The organism is Akkermansia sp. N21116, assembly GCF_029854705.2.
Taxonomy (GTDB): Bacteria; Verrucomicrobiota; Verrucomicrobiia; order Verrucomicrobiales; family Akkermansiaceae; genus Akkermansia.
This window is the reverse complement of the sequence record NZ_CP139035.1, coordinates 2,645,111-2,666,172: the sequence shown is the minus strand read 5'-3', so window position 1 is coordinate 2,666,172 and position 21,062 is coordinate 2,645,111. Positions and strand designations below refer to the sequence as shown.

9 protein-coding genes, 2 tRNA genes and 3 rRNA genes are annotated in these 21,062 nt (G+C 52.8%); 9 read left to right on the top strand and 5 right to left on the bottom strand.

Features of this window, described 5'->3' with window-relative positions; genetic code table 11:
* Window positions 1-58: 58 nt before the first annotated feature.
* The 4 genes from QET93_RS10165 to QET93_RS10150 form a co-directional block, all read right to left on the bottom strand.
* Entirely contained in the window at window positions 59-1,522 is a 1,464-nt protein-coding gene (locus QET93_RS10165; RefSeq protein ID WP_280131863.1) for a tryptophanase, read from the bottom strand.
* A gap of 233 nt (window positions 1,523-1,755) precedes the next feature.
* A complete protein-coding gene (locus QET93_RS10160; RefSeq protein ID WP_280131864.1) occupies window positions 1,756-5,325 on the bottom strand; it encodes a bifunctional proline dehydrogenase/L-glutamate gamma-semialdehyde dehydrogenase in 3,570 nt (1,189 codons plus the stop codon).
* A gap of 35 nt (window positions 5,326-5,360) precedes the next feature.
* Entirely contained in the window at window positions 5,361-6,383 is a 1,023-nt protein-coding gene (locus tag QET93_RS10155) for an A/G-specific adenine glycosylase (RefSeq protein ID WP_280125576.1), read from the bottom strand.
* A gap of 11 nt (window positions 6,384-6,394) precedes the next feature.
* Complete coding sequence (locus QET93_RS10150) at window positions 6,395-7,315, bottom strand: shikimate dehydrogenase (RefSeq protein WP_280131865.1); 921 nt, start codon at window positions 7,313-7,315, stop codon at window positions 6,395-6,397.
* A gap of 229 nt (window positions 7,316-7,544) precedes the next feature.
* On the opposite strand from QET93_RS10150, the gene QET93_RS10145 reads away from it, so the two are divergent.
* The 9 genes from QET93_RS10145 (at window position 7,545) to QET93_RS10105 (ending at window position 18,226) form a co-directional block, all read left to right on the top strand.
* Window positions 7,545-9,938, top strand: coding sequence for a hypothetical protein (locus tag QET93_RS10145; RefSeq protein WP_280131866.1), 2,394 nt, complete (start codon window positions 7,545-7,547; stop codon window positions 9,936-9,938).
* Between the two features lie 528 nt (window positions 9,939-10,466).
* Window positions 10,467-11,976: ribosomal RNA gene (locus tag QET93_RS10140) — 16S ribosomal RNA — on the top strand.
* Window positions 11,977-12,175: 199 nt separating this feature from the next.
* A tRNA-Ala gene (locus tag QET93_RS10135) sits at window positions 12,176-12,251 on the top strand.
* A gap of 84 nt (window positions 12,252-12,335) precedes the next feature.
* Window positions 12,336-12,412: transfer RNA gene (locus QET93_RS10130), tRNA-Ile, on the top strand.
* Window positions 12,413-12,643: 231 nt separating this feature from the next.
* Window positions 12,644-15,481 (top strand): 23S ribosomal RNA (locus tag QET93_RS10125).
* 265 nt (window positions 15,482-15,746) lie between these two features.
* Window positions 15,747-15,862: ribosomal RNA gene (rrf, locus tag QET93_RS10120) — 5S ribosomal RNA — on the top strand.
* Together the 16S, 23S and 5S rRNA genes with 2 tRNA genes alongside form the textbook arrangement of a ribosomal RNA operon.
* A gap of 108 nt (window positions 15,863-15,970) precedes the next feature.
* The gene (locus QET93_RS10115; protein ID WP_280132308.1) at window positions 15,971-17,053 is read left to right on the top strand and encodes an SPFH domain-containing protein; all 1,083 of its coding nucleotides are present in this window, start codon (window positions 15,971-15,973) and stop codon (window positions 17,051-17,053) included.
* A 15-nt stretch (window positions 17,054-17,068) separates the two neighbouring features.
* Window positions 17,069-17,806, top strand: coding sequence for a hypothetical protein (locus tag QET93_RS10110; protein WP_280132307.1), 738 nt, complete (start codon window positions 17,069-17,071; stop codon window positions 17,804-17,806).
* Between the two features lie 21 nt (window positions 17,807-17,827).
* Window positions 17,828-18,226 (top strand): TM2 domain-containing protein, encoded by a 399-nt coding sequence (locus QET93_RS10105; protein ID WP_280132306.1) that lies wholly within the window; start codon window positions 17,828-17,830, stop codon window positions 18,224-18,226.
* A gap of 157 nt (window positions 18,227-18,383) precedes the next feature.
* On the opposite strand, the gene QET93_RS10100 is transcribed toward QET93_RS10105, so the two are convergent.
* Complete coding sequence (locus QET93_RS10100) at window positions 18,384-21,059, bottom strand: ATP-dependent Clp protease ATP-binding subunit (protein ID WP_280125977.1); 2,676 nt, start codon at window positions 21,057-21,059, stop codon at window positions 18,384-18,386.
* Window positions 21,060-21,062: the final 3 nt, after the last annotated feature.

The window sequence follows — 21,062 nt, the reverse complement described above, 5'->3', positions numbered from 1 at the left end:
AGGGAGAGACTGCCTTTCGTGAGAGAGAAAAACCGGAGATTTCTCTCCGGTAGATGAATTAGAGGCTTTCGCCGAAGTCCTGGCGGAATTTGGCGGCGAGCTTCTGTGGCCAGTCGGACTTGGCACGAAGACGCCCCATGAAGAAACGCAGAACGGGCGGTTCTTCGACGAATTCAAGTCCTCCGATCAGATCGCGGTTGTCATAGAGCCACTTCATGCGGTCGGCGACGTAACGGACCTGGGAGAGAGTGAACACGCGGCGAGGGAAGGCGAGACGGAGCAATTCGACATCGGCGAGGATATCATTGCCGTCCTTGTCGCGCACGCTGGAGAGGGTACCGCGTTCCATGCCGCGTACGCCGGAGGCGATGAAGAAGGCGGCGGCCAGAGCTCCGGCCGGGTATTCGCTTTGCGGGATGTGCGGCAGGAAGGAACCGGCGTCGATATGAGCACCGAGACCGCCGGCTGGTGTGACGCAGGGGATGCCGAGACGAACCATTTCGCCGATGAAGTATTCGATGAAGGACGGGCTCTGCGAAATAACTGTTTCATCGGTCGTTTCGCGCAGACCGACGGCCATGGCTTCGATTTCACGGACAGAGATGCCGCCGTAGGTAAGGAATCCTTCGAACAGGGGGACGAGATGCTGCATCTTGTTGATGATCTCCTTGTTATTGGAGCAAATGCCGCCGCCGCGGGAAGAGGATACTTTGCGGGCGGAGAAATACACGAGATCCGCCAGATCGCACATGGCAAGCAGGATTTCTCCGCAGGTGGAGTTCTGGAATTCTTCTTCGCGCTTCTTGATGAAGTAGGCGTTTTCTCCGATGAGGGAGGCATCGAGAACGAGCATGATGCCGTATTCGTCGCAGACGGAACGCACTTCTCTCAGGTTGGCGATGGAGAAGGGCTGGCCTCCGATGAGGTTGGTGGATGCCTCCATGCGAATGAAGGGGATTTTGTCGACTCCGTTGCGCTTGATGCAATCGCGGAGTTTGGCAATGTCCATGTTGCCTTTGAAGGGATTGATGCTGGTGAGTTCCAGGGCTTCGTCGGCAACGAGCTCTTCAATAGTACCGCCGTTGAGGTCGATATGGGCATGCGTCGTCGTGAAGTGGTAGTTCATGGGGACGACATCTCCGGGTTTGACGAACGCACGGGAGATGATGTTTTCCGCAGCGCGTCCCTGGTGGACGGGCAGGAGGTATTCTTTGCCGAAGACTTCTTTGACGGCTTCGGCGAGACGACCGAAGCTTTGGGAACCGGCGTAGGCATCGTCGGCGCGGAACATGGCGGCGATCTGGTTGTCGCTCATGGCGTTGACACCGGAGTCCGTAAGCATGTCCAGAAAGACATCATAGGTACTCAATTGGAATGTATTGTAGCCGGCTTCTCCGATGGCTTCCAATCGGCGTTCGACTGGAACGAGGTGAAGCTTTTGCACGACGCGAACTTTGTGCAATTCAAGAGGGAGTTGTTCTCCGTTATAAAACTGGACAGTGCTGGATGAATTCTGATTCATGCGTAGTTACGAGATTGGAAAAAAGAGTATAGCATGGAGTCCCTCCGGATCAATGTCAAAGTAATTGAGAGGCATTGATTTCATATGATCGTTTCTCGTCGTGATACCTGGAATCGGTACTGTTTGTCCGTCCGGGATGTTCCGAAAAACCGTGTTGCAAAAAAATCCCCCTTTTTCTGCGTGTAAAACGGAAAAAGGGGGGGGGAATTGGAAGAAGGTTCTTCTGAGTGGAGTTATAGTGTTCCCGGGCGGGGAACAATGTTGCCGTAGCGGTGGATGGTTTCCGAAATCGCCTGTTCGTGGAACCAGTTGAGAAGTTCGAGCCGGCCATTGGCGAGTACGGGCATGTCCAGTACGGTCATACCGGCATCTTCGGCCGCTTTACGGAGGGCGACGGGACATTCCGGACTGCGGAGGATACGCGTGTTTTTAGCGATGGCGGGGATACGCGATCGCAGGGTTTCCTCGGATTCTTCGATGACCGTGACGTTATGATCCCCGTAGCCGGAGATCCAGGAACGTTTTTGATCCATGCTAAGTTCGGTGGCGACTCCGGTGAGCTTGGCGGCGAGGATAAGGAGGGCGATGTCACAGTTGGTTGCATCTTCCTTCATGCGGACAACAAGGGATTTTTCCGGGATGTAACGGAAAATGTTGTCTTCTCCTTGAATTTTGGAGGGATCGTGTTCGATGCCGAATTCCTCATTCCACCATTTGGCCTGGGAACCGGCTGCAGCGCGGATGCGCTTGGCATCGTCCGGAAGATCGCGGCAAAGTTTTTCCACCAGGTTGGCGATGCGTTCTCCGGGGGTGCTGAGGTGCTGGGGAAGTTCGTTTTCTTCCCACGTCCCGAGGGCGACGAGGTAATTGGGACCGCCTGTTTTGGCTCCGGGGCCCATGCAGGAATTCTTCCAGCCGCCAAAGGATTGACGGCGGACGATGGCTCCTGTGATCGGACGGTTGATATAAGCGTTGCCGACCTGAATTTTACTTTTCCATTCGGCGATTTCACGTTCGTCGAGGGAGTGGATACCGCCGGTGAGGCCAAAGTTGGAGTCATTCTGGATGAGAATCGCTTCCTCCAAGCTTTCCGCGCGGATGAGGCCGAGGACTGGCCCGAAGCATTCCGTCCTGTGGAACCATGAGCCGGGTTTGACGCCGATGCGGATGCCGGGAGTCCAAAGATTGGGATTGTCACGGACGCGTTCCGGCTTGAGCAGCCATTCTTCGCCGGGTTCCAATTCCGTCAGAGCCCGGAGGAGATGACCTTCCGGTTCACGGATGACGGGGATGACGATGCTGTCCGGTTCGGTGGACGGGCCTACTTTGAGGCTGGCGGCCGCATCGCGGAGCTGTCGCAGGAAAGCGGGATTGTCGTACACGGAAGCTTCGATAATGGCAAGGCTGGCCGCGGAGCATTTTTGTCCGGAGTGGCCGAATGCGCTTTTAACGAGATCTTTGACGGCGAGGTCGAGATCTGCCGTGGCAGTGATGATGATGGCGTTCTTACCGCTGGTTTCCGCCAGAAGATGGAGATCGGGCCTCCAGGTTTTGAACTTGCGCCCGGTGGCGTAGGACCCTGTCAGCATGACGCATGAAATGTCGGGATGGGTGACGAGTTTCTGACCGATTTCGTTAGGTGGTGCGGGGACGAATTGAAGAACGTTTTTCGGAACTCCGGCTTTCCAGAATGCCTGGGCAATGAGGAAAGCTGTGTAGACCGATTGCGGTGCAGGTTTGAAAATAACGGTGTTACCCGCCATGAGGGCGGCGGCGACGCTTCCTGTCGGAATGGCGAATGGGAAATTCCACGGGGCGGTAATACAAACGGTTCCCAAAGGTTTCTGGGTCAATCCGTCGGTCATGCCGGGCTGGGTGAGTCCTTCGGCATAGTAACGGCAGAAGTCGATGGCTTCGCTGACCTCGACGTCTCCTTCGAAGGGGGCTTTCCCGGCATCCCTCGTCATGGCGGCGATAGCTAATCCTCGCATGTTGGAAATTTCCTCGGCGGTACGGCACAAGATGGCTTGGCGTTCTTCGACTGGTGTCGAGGCCCACGATGCCTGGGCATCTTGAGCGACAGTGACAGCTTTTTCGACGAGATCGTAGTCTGCGTAGGCGAATTTATAGAATTCGTTGTCGGCGTCGGAAGGATTACGTCCGACTCCCCAAAGGTGTGAGGTGCATTCTTGACCGTCGATGACGAGGGGAATTTCGGAAGGTGCTGTTTTCTTTTCTTCTTCGAGCCAGTGGAGGAGCCAGTCCTGGTGGTGGGGAAGAGCCCAATCGGTATCCGGTTCATTGAAAAAATCGTCGCCGGGGGCAAAGGGAAGCGGAGCGTCCAAGGCCCGGTTTTGTTTGCGATTGGGGCCGTATTTGACTTTTTCGTAGGACGCGCAGGCTTTGAGAAAGCGCTTTTTCTGGTTTTCCCATTCCTGGGAACCGGGGGTCATTCCGAAGACATCGTGGAGGAAATTCTCTTCACCCGTGTTTTCATCAAGGCGACGTACGAGATAAGAAATGGCGTTCGGAAAATCCTGTTTGCGTACGACAGGGGCGTAGAGGAGAAGGTCTCCGGCGATGTTGATGAGAATGCGGGCCTGCTGGTTGGCCATGCCTTCGAGCATTTCCAGTTCCACTGATTCGCGGACTCCGTTTTGTTCCCGGAGGAGAATGGCGTAGCTGAGATCGAAGATGTTGTGGGAGGCAATACCAAGACGGACGTATTGGGCGTGTTCCTTTTGACAACCGTAATGAAGCATGCGCTTGTAATTGGCATCCGTCATTTCCTTGCTTTCATAAGGAGCTTGCGGCCATCCGTGGATGGAGGCTTCGGCTTGTTCCATGGCAAGATTGGCTCCCTTGACGATGCGGATCTTGATGCGGGCTCCTCCTGCCTGAACGCGTTCTTTGGTCCAGTCGCAGAGTTTTTTCTGTTCTTCCCACGAGTCGGGGAGATAGGCTTGAAGGACGATACCGGCCTCCAGATTCATGAACTCTTCTTCCATGAGGGTACGCTTGAAAGCTTCACACGTAAGGTGAAGATCGCGGTATTCCTCCATGTCCAGGTTGACGAACTTGGGCTTTTTATGTCCGTCGGATCCCGGGATTCCGTGTTCGATGGCAGTCCTGAACAGAACCCTCAGACGGTCTTGGAGCTGTTTGATTGTTTCTTCCCGGTTGAGCAGGCTGATCTGGCTATATACGGAAGAGAGCTTGACAGAAATGTAGTTGCAAAGCGGATTGCAGAGCAACTCCACGATTTGCTGGAGGCGGTGATGGGCTTCCGTTTCACCGAGGACGGCTTCGCCTAGCTGGTTGATATTGAGCCGAATGCCATCTTTTTTGCGGCGTTTGATATGAGCATTGAGTTTACCGTCTTCGGATGGCAGAATGACGGTGCGACTCTGATTGCGGATTTCTCCTTTGACGGATGGAATGACGAGCCCTGGAAAGAATTCCGAAGCTTTCTTGGCAATGCTCATGGCAAGCTGCTCCGGCTTGCTGAGGTAGTGCGGTACGCCGTAACCGTCCAGAAGATAGCGGAATTCTTCGGCTGCTTTCTCAGGAGCTGACGGGCGGAAGATGCGGTCAGCCATAGTGATGGTGAAGGCCTTGCCTGCCGGATCGTTCATCATACGGGCCATTTGTCTGGCCTGTTTTTTCTCGCTCCAGCGCATACCCTGGTTTGACAACCTGAGTATGTGTTCTGCCAATTCGACGGCTTTGTTGGCAAGCGTTGTATCATCCCATGTGCCGTTTTGGGCTTGAGTTGTCAAATCCGTGAGAGAGGTATCGTTCATTTCCAGTATAAGATACAGGATTGATGGACAGATGATCAAGAGGATTTTCTTTCGCGCAGAATCTTCCTGAATGATTGAGAACTCAATACCTTGCGATCAGGAGATGCCAGAGGGAGGTCTTCGATGGCGTCCAGACTGACAAATGATTCCCCTTTTTCAGGACGGATTCCGGCAGGAGGGACCAAGTGCAGGAAACGGGTGATTTTATACCGGGTAACACTATAGTTCTGCTTCATGACGATGGGGAAGGAGGAGGTTTCCTGTTCCGTACGCTGGGGGAATCGGTACATGCCCTCATGGCGTTTGCCGTCTTCCTGTTTTTCCATGAGGATGGTTTCTCCATTTATGCAGATGATGTCGTGGTGGACGAGGCGGGTTGTCTCCGGGCGTGGCGTTTTGACGGGGAGTGCGTCGGGATTCTCGGCAGAGCAGAAGGGGCGAACCGGGCACAAAAGGCAGTCCGGCCCTTGTGGTTTGCAATAGGTTTGTCCCAGTTCCATGATGGCAGAGTTGAATCTTCGGGGGTCGTCCCGGTCAACGAGTTCCTCCGCGCGCTTCCACATGTATTTTTTGCCGGGGGTGGAATCGACGCTTTCCCGGTAGTTGTCCAGCCGGGCGATGACGCGCGAAACATTGGCATCCACGATGGGAGCGGGGATGTTGAACGCGAAGGAAAGGACGGCCCCAGCGGTGTATTCACCGATACCCGGCAGTTGCATCAGGAGGTTTTTATCCCGGGGGAAGATACCGTCGTATTGTTCGACGACTGCCCGGGCGGTGGCCTGGAGGGATCGGACGCGGCGGTAGTAACCGAGTCCTTCCCATGAGCGGAGGGCTTGTTCTTCCGTAGCTTGTGCGAGCTCCAGAGGGGAGGGAAAACGATGCATCCATTCGGAATACCTGGCCAGTACGGTCGGTATCGTTGTTTGCTGGAGCATGATCTCAGAAACGAGGATGTGCCAGGGATCTTCCGTTTCCCTCCACGGATAGGTTTTCCCGTCCCGGCGGAACCAAGTGAGCAGGGTTTTTCGAAAGTCTTGAATAGAGAATGCGGGCATGGGATGTGGCATCAGATGTGGAGCGCCTTTCTCATAGCCTGCATGTCCGGGGAATAGCCGAACCAGCGTTCGAAGGACAAGGCTCCCTGGTGCAGGAGCATGGAAAGGCCGTCTGCGGTGCGGGCTCCCTGTTCCCGGGCTTCCTGCTGCAGGACATCGGAATGGGTGATGAGGTCGTAAACCAGGTGATGGGGTTGAATGTAGGACGAGGGTATGGGGGATGCGTCCGTCTGTTTTAGCCCAAGAGTGGTTGCGTTGACGATCAGGTCGGCATCGCTGATGGCTTCTTCCAGATAGGGAGAATTCATGGCGATGGTGCGCAGACGGTCGGCTGCTCCTTCTAGACGATGTTCGTCGGTGAAGAAAGGAGAGAGGTCTTTCTGCAACGGAGTTATTTTTTCCAAGGATCTGGCGACGAGCGTCAAGCGTTCGCAACGGTTCATGGCGCATGTGTGTGCCAGTGCCGTACCGGCTCCTCCGTTGGCCCCCAGAAGAACGATTTTAAGATCCCGGATATCGACGGAAAAACATTCGCGGATGGCCCGGACGAATCCCGGACCATCTGTATTAAAGGCTGCCATCGGATTACCGTCCCTCGGGAAGACGAGGGTGTTGGCGGCTTCGGTGGCGATAACCAGTCGGTCGCAGTCCTCCGCCAGGGCTGCTGCTGCCGATTTGTAGGGAACCGTGACATTGACTCCGATAAAGTCCAGGGATTTCAGAAGTTCGATGACTTGCGTGAATTCCTCCGGTTGTACTTCAATCTTAATGTATTTGCAGCGGATGCCCGCAGAGTCAAGGGCTGCCTGATGCATTTGGGGGGATTTGGAATGCATGATCGGGTGGCCGATTACGGCAAGACGGGGAGAGATTCCGTCTTCCGTGGGGAGTCCGTCTTGTTCCAGATCATCGAGGGTATAGTAGATTTTCATGAGAAAATGTCGGAAAACTGAAGGGGGGATTCCGACAATCAATATAGCTTGCTTTTCCATTCTGTCGAGCCAGAGCATGACGGATGCCGGATTATTGACGTTGTTTCCGGATGACTTTGTTTTGTCTTCGTAGCTTATTGCTGGCTCTGCAATTGAATCGCATTGACAAGCCTGGTGTGTTTTGACGTATTACCAGTCTATGTATTCTTGCTTGAAACGATGGGGAATTATGGCCTCTATGGTCTGGTGTTGCGTGGCGTATGCGGATGAGCAATGGGATGCTGAACGTAATTCCGTTACTGTGTGCGACGACGGCAGTATTCTTGCGATGAAGGACAAGACGGATGGTTCGGATATTGTTTTCCGCCGTGATTGTTGGAAGGGCCCGGCTTTTGAAGGAGTGTCTCTGGAAAAGACTGCTCCGGGCAGGTATGAGGGAGTCAAGGATGGGATCAAATACTCGTTGCAATATCAATCCACCGGGGAAGCTGTAGAAGTTGTCGCCGGTCTGGAGAATATGTCCGGTAAAATGTGGATGCCGGAACGTGCCAGGCTTCTGTTGGGCATCAATACTTGCATGGTTCGATTTCCGGATTGGGACACCGTTTATTTCCCTACGTTGCAGCGGTCGGAACGAACCCACTTCTGGAGTTATTATATGACGCCGTGTGGAAAAATTGTCGCATGCGTATCTCCGGATCCTGTTGCCTCATGGGCGAATATTTACCAGCAAAGTCCTGGAAAATTTGGCTCGGAAATGGGCTACTGGGGACAACACAGGATCTTTACGACAGCGGCGGATCTTCTTCATCGTCTTCCTCTGCCGGCTCGCCATCCCCAGCATTTGGACAAGCTTATGCCGGGGCAGAAGCTGGAAACCCGTTTTCGGTTTGTTTCTGTCTCCGGGTTGGAAAAAGTGAAAAGTACGGCTGCCCGGTATACGGGTGCCTCCATGATTGACGCTGAATTCTATACCGTGGGCGAAGGTGTACCGTTTTTCGGTACTTTATGTGCCCTTGAGGAACCCCGTGTGGAGGTTCGTACTCCCAGGAATGAGATAATCCGAGTATCGCTTTCCCCGATGAGTTCCGAGGATGGGGTTCATCGGTTTTCCTGGATATGGTTTCCCGGATCCGGTTCTGGATTATACACCATGATGGCGTATGGAGCCGGTGGCAAGGTGTCCGAAGCGATGTTCTATGTCCGTCCCGGTTGGGACTTTTATCTTCAAGGCGCCCGCAAGGAAGCGTTGAGAAGCCTTCCTACGGCCACACACCATGCTGAGTGTTTCTATCCGTTCTATACCTATTTTCTGGCGAAACGCTACATCCCCGATCAAGAGCTTGATGACCGGACGGAAACCGTTTTTCAAGAAATCTTCCCCAAATTATACAATGCTGATAAAGGGACGATGAGAAACGGGATTTACAGGATTCAGGATTCGGCCACCATGGTCGGGATTCTGGCGGATCGTTACCATGTCAGTCGGGATATGCGGGATATGGAGCGGGCATTGAAGTTGGCTGATTTCCTGATTTCCTGCCAGCGTGAGGATGGCGCTTATTACAATCCGGAACATAATGTTCATTATACGTCGGTTATTTATATTGCAAAATCCCTGATGGAACTCATGGATGAAATAGCTCCTCTTGCCGCCGGGGATCAACACTGGAAGCATGCTTATGCACGACTGCTCCAATCCGTTCGCCGGGCTGTGGACAATCTTGCCCTGAAGGAAGACGATATCCAGACTGAAGGACAAATGACTTTCGAAGACGGCATGATCTCTTGCTCGGTCAATCAATTGGCTCTTGCCGCCCTTAAGGAAAGAGAACCGGAACGCCGTGCCTATCTGACGGAAAAAGCAGTCAAATTGGCGGCAAAACACCGTTGCCTCACTCAGTCACTCATCCCGGATTGTCGAATGAATGGCGCTACTCTCCGATTTTGGGAATACCAGTATACGATCAATCTTATGACCAATGGGATGAATTCTCCCTGCGGATGGTCGGCCTGGAAAATTTATGGGGATTGGTATCTTTATCTTCTGACGGGGAAATACGACTACCTGCGCCGGGCATTCAATGCCTTGGGAACTTGTGTCCAGCTTCTGGATCGAGATACGGGAGAACTCCGCTTTGGTTTCGTTTCCGATCCCTATCTTGATGCCTGCCAGTATTTGGAAAGTCCCGTCGGAAGTGGAAAACCGATGCCGAAAAGGGTTGTCGTAGGAGAACAATATTTGTCCCAGACGAGTAGCTGGCTCAAAGCACCTCATGTTGCCTGGCGCAAGAAATGGGGTATCGATAACTTCGTCCATGAAGTTTTCAAATGCATGAGCGAAATTGCCCTGACCAGTGCCTACATTGTCGAACATGAAAACGGTTTGTTGTCATCGTTGAATTGCTCGATCGATAAATCCGGCCATGTGCTGACTGTCACAACTCGGGAAAAACTGGTCAATAAACTGCATATCAATCTGAAGCAACCTGTTACAATCGTAACAGAATTCGGAGGAGTGCGTAAGACCTACGAGAATGTTTCCGGTCTTCAGTGGTTGGGGGAACAGCCGGAAGAAACGCTACCTTTTATTGACGATATCTTGCCAGTCGAGGGAAAATAATTTTTTTTTATATCTGATTGATATCGAGAGTATTTTGCGGTGATTGAAGATTTGGTGGAGAAAAAAACTTTCAAAAGATGTTGACGTTTTCCGGGATTCATGTAGATTTCTCGGCACCCCAACCGAGGGGATCACGCCGAAAGGGCAGACCTGCAACGACCCGGAGCTTGAAGAAAGCGAGAGGGACGGAGGGCTGGCCGGCCGGGTGAGAGCGAAGGAAAAGGTTCCGAGAAAGGGGCGCTTGTCCGGAGCGGAGAGAAGCTTGTCAAAGGGAATGACTTCCGAAACGCCGAGATGCGAGGGGTTGAGCGAGCCGCGAGGTGAGCGAGATTTCGAGCACAAGGACAACCTGTCTGAGAGGGAGCGTTTGGAGGAGGAAATGGGGAAGGGAAGGTCGTGACGCGCGCCGTGCTTGTTTTCAGCGAAGAAGCCAGGGTTGAGAATCCCTGGTGTAGCGAAAGGGCATGGCGCTGACAGAATCCAGGAAATGGATCCTGTTGGTCCAGCAATTTCAAATAGATAGATTATTTGATGGAGAGTTTGATTCTGGCTCAGAACGAACGCTGGCGGCGTGGATAAGACATGCAAGTCGAACGGAAGAATGCTAGCTTGCTAATATTCTTCAGTGGCGCACGGGTGAGTAACACGTGAGCAACCTACCTTCGAGTGGGGGATAGCCCCGGGAAACTGGGATTAATACCGCATGAGGTCGAAAGATCAAAGCAGCAATGCGCTTGAAGATGGGCTCGCGTCCTATTAGTTAGTTGGTGAGGTAACGGCTCACCAAGGCGATGACGGGTAGCCGGTCTGAGAGGATGTCCGGCCACACTGGAACTGAGACACGGTCCAGACACCTACGGGTGGCAGCAGTCGAGAATCATTCACAATGGGGGCAACCCTGATGGTGCGACGCCGCGTGGGGGAAGAAGGTCTTCGGATTGTAAACCCCTGTCATGTGGGAGCAAGCAGCAATGTTGATAGTACCACAAGAGGAAGAGACGGCTAACTCTGTGCCAGCAGCCGCGGTAATACAGAGGTCTCAAGCGTTGTTCGGAATCACTGGGCGTAAAGAGTACGTAGGCTGTTTTCTAAGTCAGGTGTGAAAGGCAGGGGCTCAACCCCTGGACTGCACATGATACTGGGAGACTGGAGTAATGGAGGGGGAACCGGAATTCTCGGTGTAGCAGTGAAATGCGTAGATATCGAGAGGAACACTCGTGGCGAAGGCGGGTTCCTGGACATTAACTGACGCTGAGGTACGAAGGCCAGGGTAGCGAAAGGGATTAGATACCCCTGTAGTCCTGGCAGTAAACGGTGCACGCTTGGTGTGAGGGGACTCGACCCCCTCGTGCCGGAGCTAACGCGTTAAGCGTGCCGCCTGGGGAGTACGGTCGCAAGATTAAAACTCAAAGAAATTGACGGGGACCCGCACAAGCGGTGGAGTATGTGGCTTAATTCGATGCAACGCGAAGAACCTTACCTGGGCTTGACATGTAATGAACAACATGTGAAAGCATGCGACTCTTCGGAGGCGTTACACAGGTGCTGCATGGCCGTCGTCAGCTCGTGTCGTGAGATGTTTGGTTAAGTCCAGCAACGAGCGCAACCCCTGTGGCCAGTTACCAGCACGTTATGGTGGGGACTCTGGCAAGACTGCCCAGATCAACTGGGAGGAAGGTGGGGACGACGTCAGGTCAGTATGGCCCTTATGCCCAGGGCTGCACACGTACTACAATGCCCAGAACAGAGGGGCCGAAGCCGTGAGGCGGAGGAAATCCTGAAAACTGGGCCCAGTTCGGACTGTAGGCTGCAACCCGCCTACACGAAGCCGGAATCGCTAGTAATGGCGCATCAGCTACGGCGCCGTGAATACGTTCCCGGGTCTTGTACACACCGCCCGTCACATCATGGAAGCCGGTCGCACCCGAAGTATCTAGAGCCAACCGCAAGGAGGCAGGGTCCTAAGGTGAGACTGGTAACTGGGATGAAGTCGTAACAAGGTAGCCGTAGGGGAACCTGCGGCTGGATCACCTCCTTTCTATGGAGAAAAGACAGGGGCGAGAGTTCCTGTCCAGGTCGATCCCGTTCTTTAGGGACGGGAAAGCCGGGTTCGCAAGGCCCGGCAACGATATTACAAGATGTGTAAGAAAAAGAAGTCCTTGAAGCGCAAGCGCAAGGCAAGTACGACGTGCGTGACGACCTTTCCTGTAAAAACCAACCCGTAACCGGATCCAATTGGGGGTATAGCTCAGTTGGTAGAGCGCCAGCTTTGCAAGCTGGATGTCCGGGGTTCGAGTCCCCGTGCCTCCACCACCCCAAACCTCGTAAAGCCCTTGAAAGGTAGGAAGTTTAAGGAAAAAGGCATGTAAGGAAGACTTGGCCTATAGAGAAAACCATGGGCCTGTAGCTCAGTTGGTTAGAGCACGCGCTTGATAAGCGCGGGGTCACAGGTTCAAGTCCTGTCAGGCCCACCATATAAAGACAAGCCGGCTCATAAGCCCGGAGAAGAAAAGAAGCGAAGCGAAGATTGACATCCGCGTGGCAAAAGGGTTCTTGTACCTAGGAGAAAGTCGTGAGACATTTTCAAAGGAGATCAAGAAAACCCTGAAGTGGGAAACTACAAAACACATATTGAATAACACGCAAGCATACAAGATTTAACAGTATCATCACATGGGGACTTGCTTTCCTTTCTGAAGGAATGGAATCAAGAAACCAAGGGCGTACGGTGAATGCCTTGGTGCCGACAGGCGAAGAAGGACGCGATAAGCTGCGAAAAGCCTCGGGGAGCTGCAAATGAGCTACGATCCGGGGGTATCCGAATGGGGTAACCTAACCGGGGAAAGCCCGGTTGACGTTGTCTGAATACATAGGACAACGATCGCGAGACCCGCTGAAGTGAAACATCTCAGTAAGCGGAGGAAAAGAAAGAGAAATCGATTCCGTAAGTAGTGGCGAGCGAAAGCGGAAGAGCCCAAACCGAAAGTACTTCTTTCGGGGTTGTAGGACCACGCCATGATCGATCATGAAAGATAGCAGAACAGTTTGGAAAGACTGGCCGGAGAGAGTGAAAGCCTCGTAAGCGAAATCTTTTGTGAGATCTAGTGGACTCCTGAGTAATACACCACACGTGGAACGGTGTATGAATCCGCGCGGACCACCGCGCAAGGCTAAATACTAGTCGGCGACCGATAGTGAACAAGTACCGCGAGGGAAAGGTGAAAAGAACCGCTGTGAGCGGAGTGAAATAGAACCTGAAACCGTATGTCTACAAAGTGTCAGAGCAGCGCAAGCTGCGATGGCGTGCCTTTTGTTTAATGAGTCTGCGAGTCAGTGTCTGTGGCAAGACTAAGGGCTTCCGGCCCGGAGTCGAAGCGAAAGCAAGTCCGAACAGGGCGGTTTTTAGTCGCAGGTACTGGACCCGAAGCGGAGGTGACCTACCCTTGGCCAGGTTGAAGCGTCGGTAAAACGCCGTGGAGGACCGAACAGGTGAACGTTGAAAAGTTCTCTGATGAGCTGAGGGTAGGAGTGAAAGGCTAATCAAACCCCGTGATAGCTGGTTCTCTTCGAAATGCATTTAGGTGCAGCGTTACGTGCTGATGTGCGGGGGTAGAGCACTGACAAGGCTAGGGGCACACCCGCCTACCAACCCTTATCAAACTCCGAATACCGCACAATGGAGCGTAGCAGTGAGACAGTGGGGGATAAGCTTCATTGTCGAGAGGGAAACAACCCAGACCAGCAGCTAAGGTGCCCAAACAACGTTGAGTGGAAAGGATGTGGGATTACACAGACAGTGAGGATGTTGGCTTAGAAGCAGCCACCATTTAAAAAATGCGTAATAGCTTACTCATCGAGTGATCCTGCGCCGAAAATGATTGGCGATGAAACGTTGTACCGAAGCTCTGGATTTCTCCTGCAAGGGAGGAGTGGTAGAAGAGCGTTCCGTGTACGTTGAAGGGCGATGGCGACTGACCCTGGAGAGCACGGAAGTGAGTATGCAGACATGAGTAACGTTAAGCCGGGTGAAATCCCCGGCCGCCGTAAACCCGAGGTTTCCAGGGCAACGAGATTCGTCCCTGGGTTAGCCGGGACCTAAGCCGAGGCCGAGAGGCGTAGGCGATGGACATCAGGTTAATAATCCTGAGCTTCCGACCCTTAAACTGGGGGGACGCATGAGTAGAGATGGACAGGTTATTGAATTCCGAGGCCGGTTTACGGACTGGCCGCACCATCAAAGCGAGTGCCAAGAAAAGCCCCAGCGTATGCTAAGGAACCCGTACCGCAAACCGACACAGGTGGGTGGGTAGAATATACCAAGGCGCAAGAGTGAACTCTGGTTAAGGAACTCGGCAAATTAGCCCCGTAACTTCGGAAGAAGGGGTGCCTGCAGAGATGCAGGCCGCAGAGAAATGGCCCAACCGACTGTTTATCAAAAACACAGCACTCTGCAAAGACGCAAGTCGAAGTATAGGGTGTGACACGTGACCAATGCCGAAAGATTAAGGCAAGGTGTTAGCCGCAAGGCGAAGCTCTGAACCCAAGTCCCGGTGAATGTCGGCCGTAACTATAACGGTCCTAAGGTAGCGAAATTCCTTGTCGGGTAAGTTCCGACCTGCACGAATCGTGAAACGAGTTGGGCACTGTCTCAACCAGACGCTCAGTGAAATTGTAGTGGCGGTGAAGATGCCGCCTACCCGCAGAAGGACGGAAAGACCCTATAGACCTTAACTGTAAGCTGTCATTGTTTCTTCGGTCTCAATGCTCAGAGTAAGTGGGAGACGTTGAAGCCGGCCTTTAGGGGCCGGAAGAGTCATCAATGAGACACCACCCTTTGAGACTGGAGAATCTAACGCTGAGCCGTGAAACCGGCCAGGGGACCGTGTCAGCCGGTCAGTTTTACTGGGGCGGTATCCTCCCAAAGAGTAACGGAGGAGCGCGAAGGTTGGTTCAGCGCGGTTGGCAACCGCGTGACGAGTGCATGGGCATAAACCAGCCTAACTGTGAGACCGACAAGTCGATCAGATGCGAAAGCAGGCCCAAGTGATCCGGCGGTAGAAAGTGGAATTGCCGTCGCTCAACGGATAAAAGGTACCTTAGGGATAACAGGCTGATCACGCCCAAGAGTTCATATCGACGGCGTGGTTTGGCACCTCGATGTCGGCTCGTCGCATCCTGGGGCTGGAGAAGGTCCCAAGGGTCCGGCTGTTCGCCGGTTAAAGCGGCACGCGAGCTGGGTTCAGAACGTCGCGAGACAGTTCGGTCCTCTATCCTCTGTGGGCGTTGGAAAATTGAGGGGTTCAGACCTTAGTACGAGAGGACCGGGTCTGACGCACCACTGGTGCACCGGTTGTATTGTCAAATGCACGGCCGGGTAGCTAAGTGCGGAAGGAATAAGCGCTGAAAGCATCTAAGCGCCAAGTCCCTCCCAAGATGAATTTTTCCCCATAGGAACGTGGAAGACGACCACGTCGATAGGTCGCAGGTGGAAGCGCAGCAATGTGTTGAGCCGAGCGATACTAAACTCCGAAAGACTTGATTCCTCCCTTTTAGGAAAGGGAGCAATCCTCATGTGAAGGTATTGTGAAGAAGCCTTGCATGGTATGAAAGAGTGGAAAGTAAGACCCATAACAGCAGAAACACCCCGCCACGCGGATGTCAGGCTTCGAGCCCGGCTTCCTCCCCTTTTTCCCTTGCCTCCGCGTCCAAAACAGAAGAAGATCAATCCCCATCATCCCCCCCGAGAGACCCCCGGGCAGGCAGAACGGACACCCCCCTCCCCAGAAAACGGGAGCCTCCGCCCTGAAGCCCGGTGATCTTAGCCCAGTGGTCCCACCCGGTCCCGTTCCGAACCCGGCAGTGAAACGCTGGCGCGCCGATGGTAGTGAGAGTATAGCTCTTGTGAGAGTAGGTCGTCGCCGGGATTGATTATGAAGCCCCGCCTTGTCACCATGCAAGGCGGGGCTTCTCTGTTTATACTCAAACCCCGATTTCTGGAAAGAATGTATGCTTCTTCTTGACTCTGGAAGGAAATGATGGAAGATCATATTAATCGTATGTCCATAATTGATGTTGTTAAATGGGACGCTTCTCCAAATGTATTAGCTTGGAAGTATCCATCCTCTGAATTGAGTACGTGGACGCAATTGATTGTGTCAGAATCCCAAGAAGCGATTTTGTTGAAGGAGGGGCAGTTTGTAGGGCCTTTTGCTCCGGGACGTCATACGCTGAGTTCCGAGAATTATCCGATCCTTGCGACAATTTATAAGATTCCTTTTGGGCGCTCTCCTTTTACGGCTGAGGTGTGGTTTGTCCAAAAGGTGTATACGCTTGACGTGAAGTGGGGAACGGTAACTCCTATTCAGATTGAAGATCCCAAATACAATCTCATGCTGCCTGTTTCGGCTTTTGGGCAATATGGATTGCAAATTGAGAATAGCAGGATGTTTTTGTCTAAGTTGGTGGGAACGTTACCTGCTTTTACGGTGAAGACGATACAGTCCCATTTTAAGGGAATTATCATGACTTTGGTGAAGGATACGATTGCAAAGTATCTTTTGGAGAAGCATGTGTCGATTCTGCAGATATCCGCACGACTGAGTGAGTTGTCGGATTATATCGAAGGTGTTCTGGTTGAGATGCTCGCTGAATACGGGGTTAAGGTATGCAATTTCTGTGTGGAATCTGTTTCGACGGATGACAGCGATCCTGCCGTGGCGAGGTTGAAACGCGCTTTGGCTGAACGTGCCGAGATGAATATTATCGGTTTTAACTATCACGAAAAACGTTCGTTTGATGTGATGGAGACTGCTGTTGGCAATGAAGGGGCTGGTGGTGTTCAGTCCAGTGTTCTCGGCGCAGGAATGGGTATGGCTTTGGGGATGGGATTAGGACAGACGGTAGGGGATCAGGCATCTAGACTTTCTCCCCGGATTGATACTGGTGCCGGGATGCGAGTCTGTTCCAAATGTGGAGCGACCAATCAATCCGATGCCAGATTTTGTTGCAATTGCGGTCAGATGCTGGTCTTGCCGAAACAGTTTTGTCCCGGTTGCGGGATGGAAGTGCCACCCGATGCCAGGTTTTGTACACATTGTGGTAATTCTATTGTTTAATTTTCTTCCTTTTTTATGATTACGACAATTATACTTGCTGTGCTGGCATTGGCCCTGACTTGGTTTGTAGGGTCTTTTCTTATTATGCCGGCTGTGATGGTATCAACGATGGTGCCTGTTGTCTGGTTATCCATTGTTTTTCTCATGGTGGCGGAAGCCGTTTTTTTTATGCTGGCCGGGATTTACGTGAGTAATCGTAAGAGGGCGGAAAATCCGGTTTCCATGGCGCTATTGGCGGCTCCTATGGTTTATCTTCTGGTGAGTTTGGGGCTGGTTCCCTTGGCGTTTATTATGCCGGGGACGACCCTTCTACTTTCCATTCACCTTGTGTGCCTGTTTTTCTTGATTGCCGTGACGCTGTTGTTAATGCGGGCTTTTACCCGGAGTGCTGCCGATGCGGCTACTCGGGGAGTGGGCAGATCCAGGATCAGTAGCATGGCGGGTGAATTGATGGATTGTGCTGTCAATTTGAAGCGAGCCGGGACCCCGGATGTGAGTCTTTTAGTAGGAAAGTTGGAAAAGCTTTCCGATCAGATGAAATATGCCATGGAGAGTTCCGGTTCTCCGGAATGTAATGAATGTGATCGCGATCTTGACATTTTAATACGCGATATGCATACTATTATTAACGTGTTAGCAGAATCTCCATCTCGTCCGGATTTATCGGAAGAAACGGTTGGATTGTCTGATCTGGCATTACGTTTTGAGAGAATTCTTTTGAAACGGGAACGAATTATTAAAGAAAAACTTTAATCCAACACTACCTGTAATCATATGAAATGCGAATATTGTAATAATGCTATTCCGGCCGGTGTGGCCAAGTGCCCATCCTGCGGAGCTCCTGCTCCCGAGCAGGTAGTTGCCGAATCGGCTCCTACTCCAACTCAAATGCCAGCTTCCGGGCAACCTCAGATTGTCATCCAAGTTCAGCAACCTCAGCAGGTGATGCCTACGACGTTACCCAAAAGCCGGACGGCTTATGTGGTGCTTGCCATTTTCCTGGGATGTTTCGGTATCCATAATTTTTATGCGGGTTATACGGGGCGCGCCATTACGCAGTTGGTGATTACTCTGTTGATCGGCTGGTTTGGCTTTGCATTCTTCATCTGGATATGGGCTATTATTGAGGCCATTGTCGTGAAGCAGGATGCCAAGGGGGTTCCTTTCTCCTGATTTGATTTAAAAAAATGTTTTTTGAGCTTCGGAGTCGGGAAATACCCGCTTCCGAAGCTTTTGTTTTATGTAGGAAAAGAAAAATCCCCTCTCTGCCAAAAGGACGACAGAGAGGGGATGTAAGTGGAGAGGGTGGGATCACGTCCCGGCAGGCGGGTTATTGATCGTCCTGTTTTTTGCGTTTGGGGGATTTCCGGGGAGTGGGAACATCCTGTGCGCTATCATCGGTATGTTCCGATTGTTTTTTCCGGCTTTTTTTAGTTTTAACGGGTTGCTCCGTGGAGGATGGCAGGGAGAGCTGGAGTTCGTCCAATGGGATGTCGGGAACGAATTTTACAGTTTTCCCATCCTCATTGACGATGGCTTTGACTCTCATGCCCGGGGCAACCTCATTGCGGAGAAGTGCTTCTGCGAGCGGATCTTCCAGCAGGCGTTCAATGGCGCGGCGCATGGGGCGTGCCCCATACTGGGGATCGTACCCCTGCTTGATGATGAGGGACATGGCATCCGGCGAAAGGCTCAGGGATATGTTTTTTTGATGGAGGCGTTCGATTAGTTTGTTGGCTTCCAGCCCTACGATGCGTTCCAGATCCTTTTGTTCCAGCATGCGGAAGATGATGAGCTCATCGAACCGGTTGAGAAATTCAGGGCGGAAGTGCTTACGGGATTCTTCCAGAATTTTCTCCTTCATAGACTCGTAGTCTGCTTCTTCGGAAGCTATGGCTCCGAAGCCCATCGTACCCTGTCGCTTGATGGAGGAAGCTCCGACGTTTGACGTAAGGATGATGATGGTATTACGGAAGTTGACTTTACGTCCCAAAGAGTCGGTGACCATGCCTTCTTCCAGAATCTGGAGGAGGAGGTTCATGACGTCGGGGTGGGCTTTTTCCACTTCGTCGAAAAGGATGACGGAGTAGGGACGGCGGCGCACGGATTCCGTGAGCTGGCCCCCTTCTTCATGACCGACGTAGCCGGGAGGCGAGCCGATGAGGCGGGAGGTGGTGTGTTTTTCCATGTACTCGCTCATGTCTACCTGGATCAGCGCATCGGCGGTTCCGAACATGATTTCGGCAAGGTTGCGGGCGAGGTAGGTTTTACCGACGCCGGTCGGGCCAAGGAAGAGGAAGGAACCGATGGGGCGACGCGGATCTTTGATGTCTGCACGGCTTCGCCGCAAAGCGCGGGAAACGGCAGAAGCGGCTTCGTCCTGACCGATAACTTTGCTTTTGAGTTCTTCTTCCATGCGGAGGAGCTTTTCGGTTTCCTTTTCTTCCATGCGGGAGAGGGGGATGCCGGTCCACTTGGAGAGGACGATCATGATGTCTTCTTCTGTGACGGGGACGTATTTCGTGTCGTAATCGTTTCTCCATTGAACGAGAGTTTCTTCCAGAAGACGCTGGCTCTTTTTCTCGTTGTCCCGGAGTTGGGCGGCGAGTTCGAAGTTTTGCTCGATGATGGCATTCTGTTTGTCTTCCCTGAGTTTGTTGATTTTCTCTTCAAGAGTGGTGAATTCAGGGGGACGAGTCATTTGAGAGACGCGTTTGCGGGCTCCGGCTTCGTCCAGGATGTCGATAGCTTTGTCGGGCAGGAATCTCCCAGTCAGATACCGATGGGAGAGCTTGGCTGCTGTGCTGATGGCATCGTCTGTGTATCGGACTTTGTGGTGGTCTTCGTATTTGCTCTGGATGCCATGGAGGATCTTGATGGTATCTTCGACGGAAGGCTCGCCGACCTGGACTTGCTGGAACCGACGTTCGAGTGCCGCATCTTTTTCGATGTGTTTGCGGTATTCGTTCAGGGTTGTTGCGCCGATTGCCTGGAGTTCTCCTCGGGATAATGCGGGTTTGATGATGTTGGATGCGTCCATGGCGCCTTCTGCGGATCCGGCACCGACGATGGTGTGGAGTTCATCAATGAAGAGGATGATGTTGCCGTCCCGGCGGATTTCGTCCATGATGGCCTTGATCCTTTCTTCGAATTGTCCGCGATATTTGGTGCCGGCTACCATGAGGGCCAGGTCAAGTGTGATGACCTTTTTTTGCATGAGTAATTCGGGGACTTTGCCGGCGGCTATTTCCTGGGCGAGTCCTTCGACGATGGCCGTTTTGCCAACGCCGGCTTCTCCGAGGAGAACGGGGTTGTTTTTGTTGCGGCGGCAGAGGATTTGGATGACGCGTTCAATTTCCGCCGAACGACCGATGACCGGGTCGAGCAAGCCATCTCTTGCCAGTTGGGTCATATCTCTTCCGAATGCTTGCAAGGCGGTCATTTTACCACGCATCCCTTTCGGAGAAGGAGGCAGTCCTCCGCCGTCCGCCTCTGCTTGGCGGGATTCGTCCTCATCTTCATAGAGGGATTCGTCATCATCGGGAGGGTTGACTTCATCCATATCCCGGAATTTGGGGGAGAGTTCTTCGAGGATTTCCCGCCGTGCCTGGTCGAGGTCCAATCCCGTGTTGCGGAGGATTTGTGCCGCCAGTCCTCCTCCGTCCCGGAGAAGTCCGAGGAGGAGGTGTTCCGTACCGACATAGGAGTGGTTGAGTTCCTGGGCCTCTTTGTTGGCTAGGCTGAGGACTCTTTTGACTCTCGGAGTGTAGGGGATGTTTCCTTCGGTGCGCGGTTCCGTTCCGGTGGTGATTTGGGCTTCGATTTGGCCGATGATGCTGGTGATGTCCATCCCCATACGTTCAAGAACGGAGACAGCAACGCCCTGGCCTATTTTGAGGATGCCGAGGAGGAGGTGTTCTGTTCCGATGTAGTTGTGGTTGAAACGATCGGATTCACGCCTTGCCAGTGCAAGGACTTGCTGGGCACGAGGTGTAAAATTGTTCATGGG

Coding starts and splice junctions, on each gene's coding strand:
- QET93_RS10160 (WP_280131864.1), bottom strand. CDS start 5,325: ATGAACGATACCTCTCTCACGGATTTGACAACTCAAGCCCAAAACGGC.
- QET93_RS10150 (WP_280131865.1), bottom strand. CDS start 7,315: ATGAAAATCTACTATACCCTCGATGATCTGGAACAAGACGGACTCCCC.
- QET93_RS10155 (WP_280125576.1), bottom strand. CDS start 6,383: ATGCCCGCATTCTCTATTCAAGACTTTCGAAAAACCCTGCTCACTTGG.
- QET93_RS10105 (WP_280132306.1), top strand. CDS start 17,828: ATGAAATGCGAATATTGTAATAATGCTATTCCGGCCGGTGTGGCCAAG.
- QET93_RS10145 (WP_280131866.1), top strand. CDS start 7,545: ATGGCCTCTATGGTCTGGTGTTGCGTGGCGTATGCGGATGAGCAATGG.
- QET93_RS10115 (WP_280132308.1), top strand. CDS start 15,971: ATGATGGAAGATCATATTAATCGTATGTCCATAATTGATGTTGTTAAA.
- QET93_RS10100 (WP_280125977.1), bottom strand. CDS start 21,059: ATGAACAATTTTACACCTCGTGCCCAGCAAGTCCTTGCACTGGCAAGG.
- QET93_RS10110 (WP_280132307.1), top strand. CDS start 17,069: ATGATTACGACAATTATACTTGCTGTGCTGGCATTGGCCCTGACTTGG.
- QET93_RS10165 (WP_280131863.1), bottom strand. CDS start 1,522: ATGAATCAGAATTCATCCAGCACTGTCCAGTTTTATAACGGAGAACAA.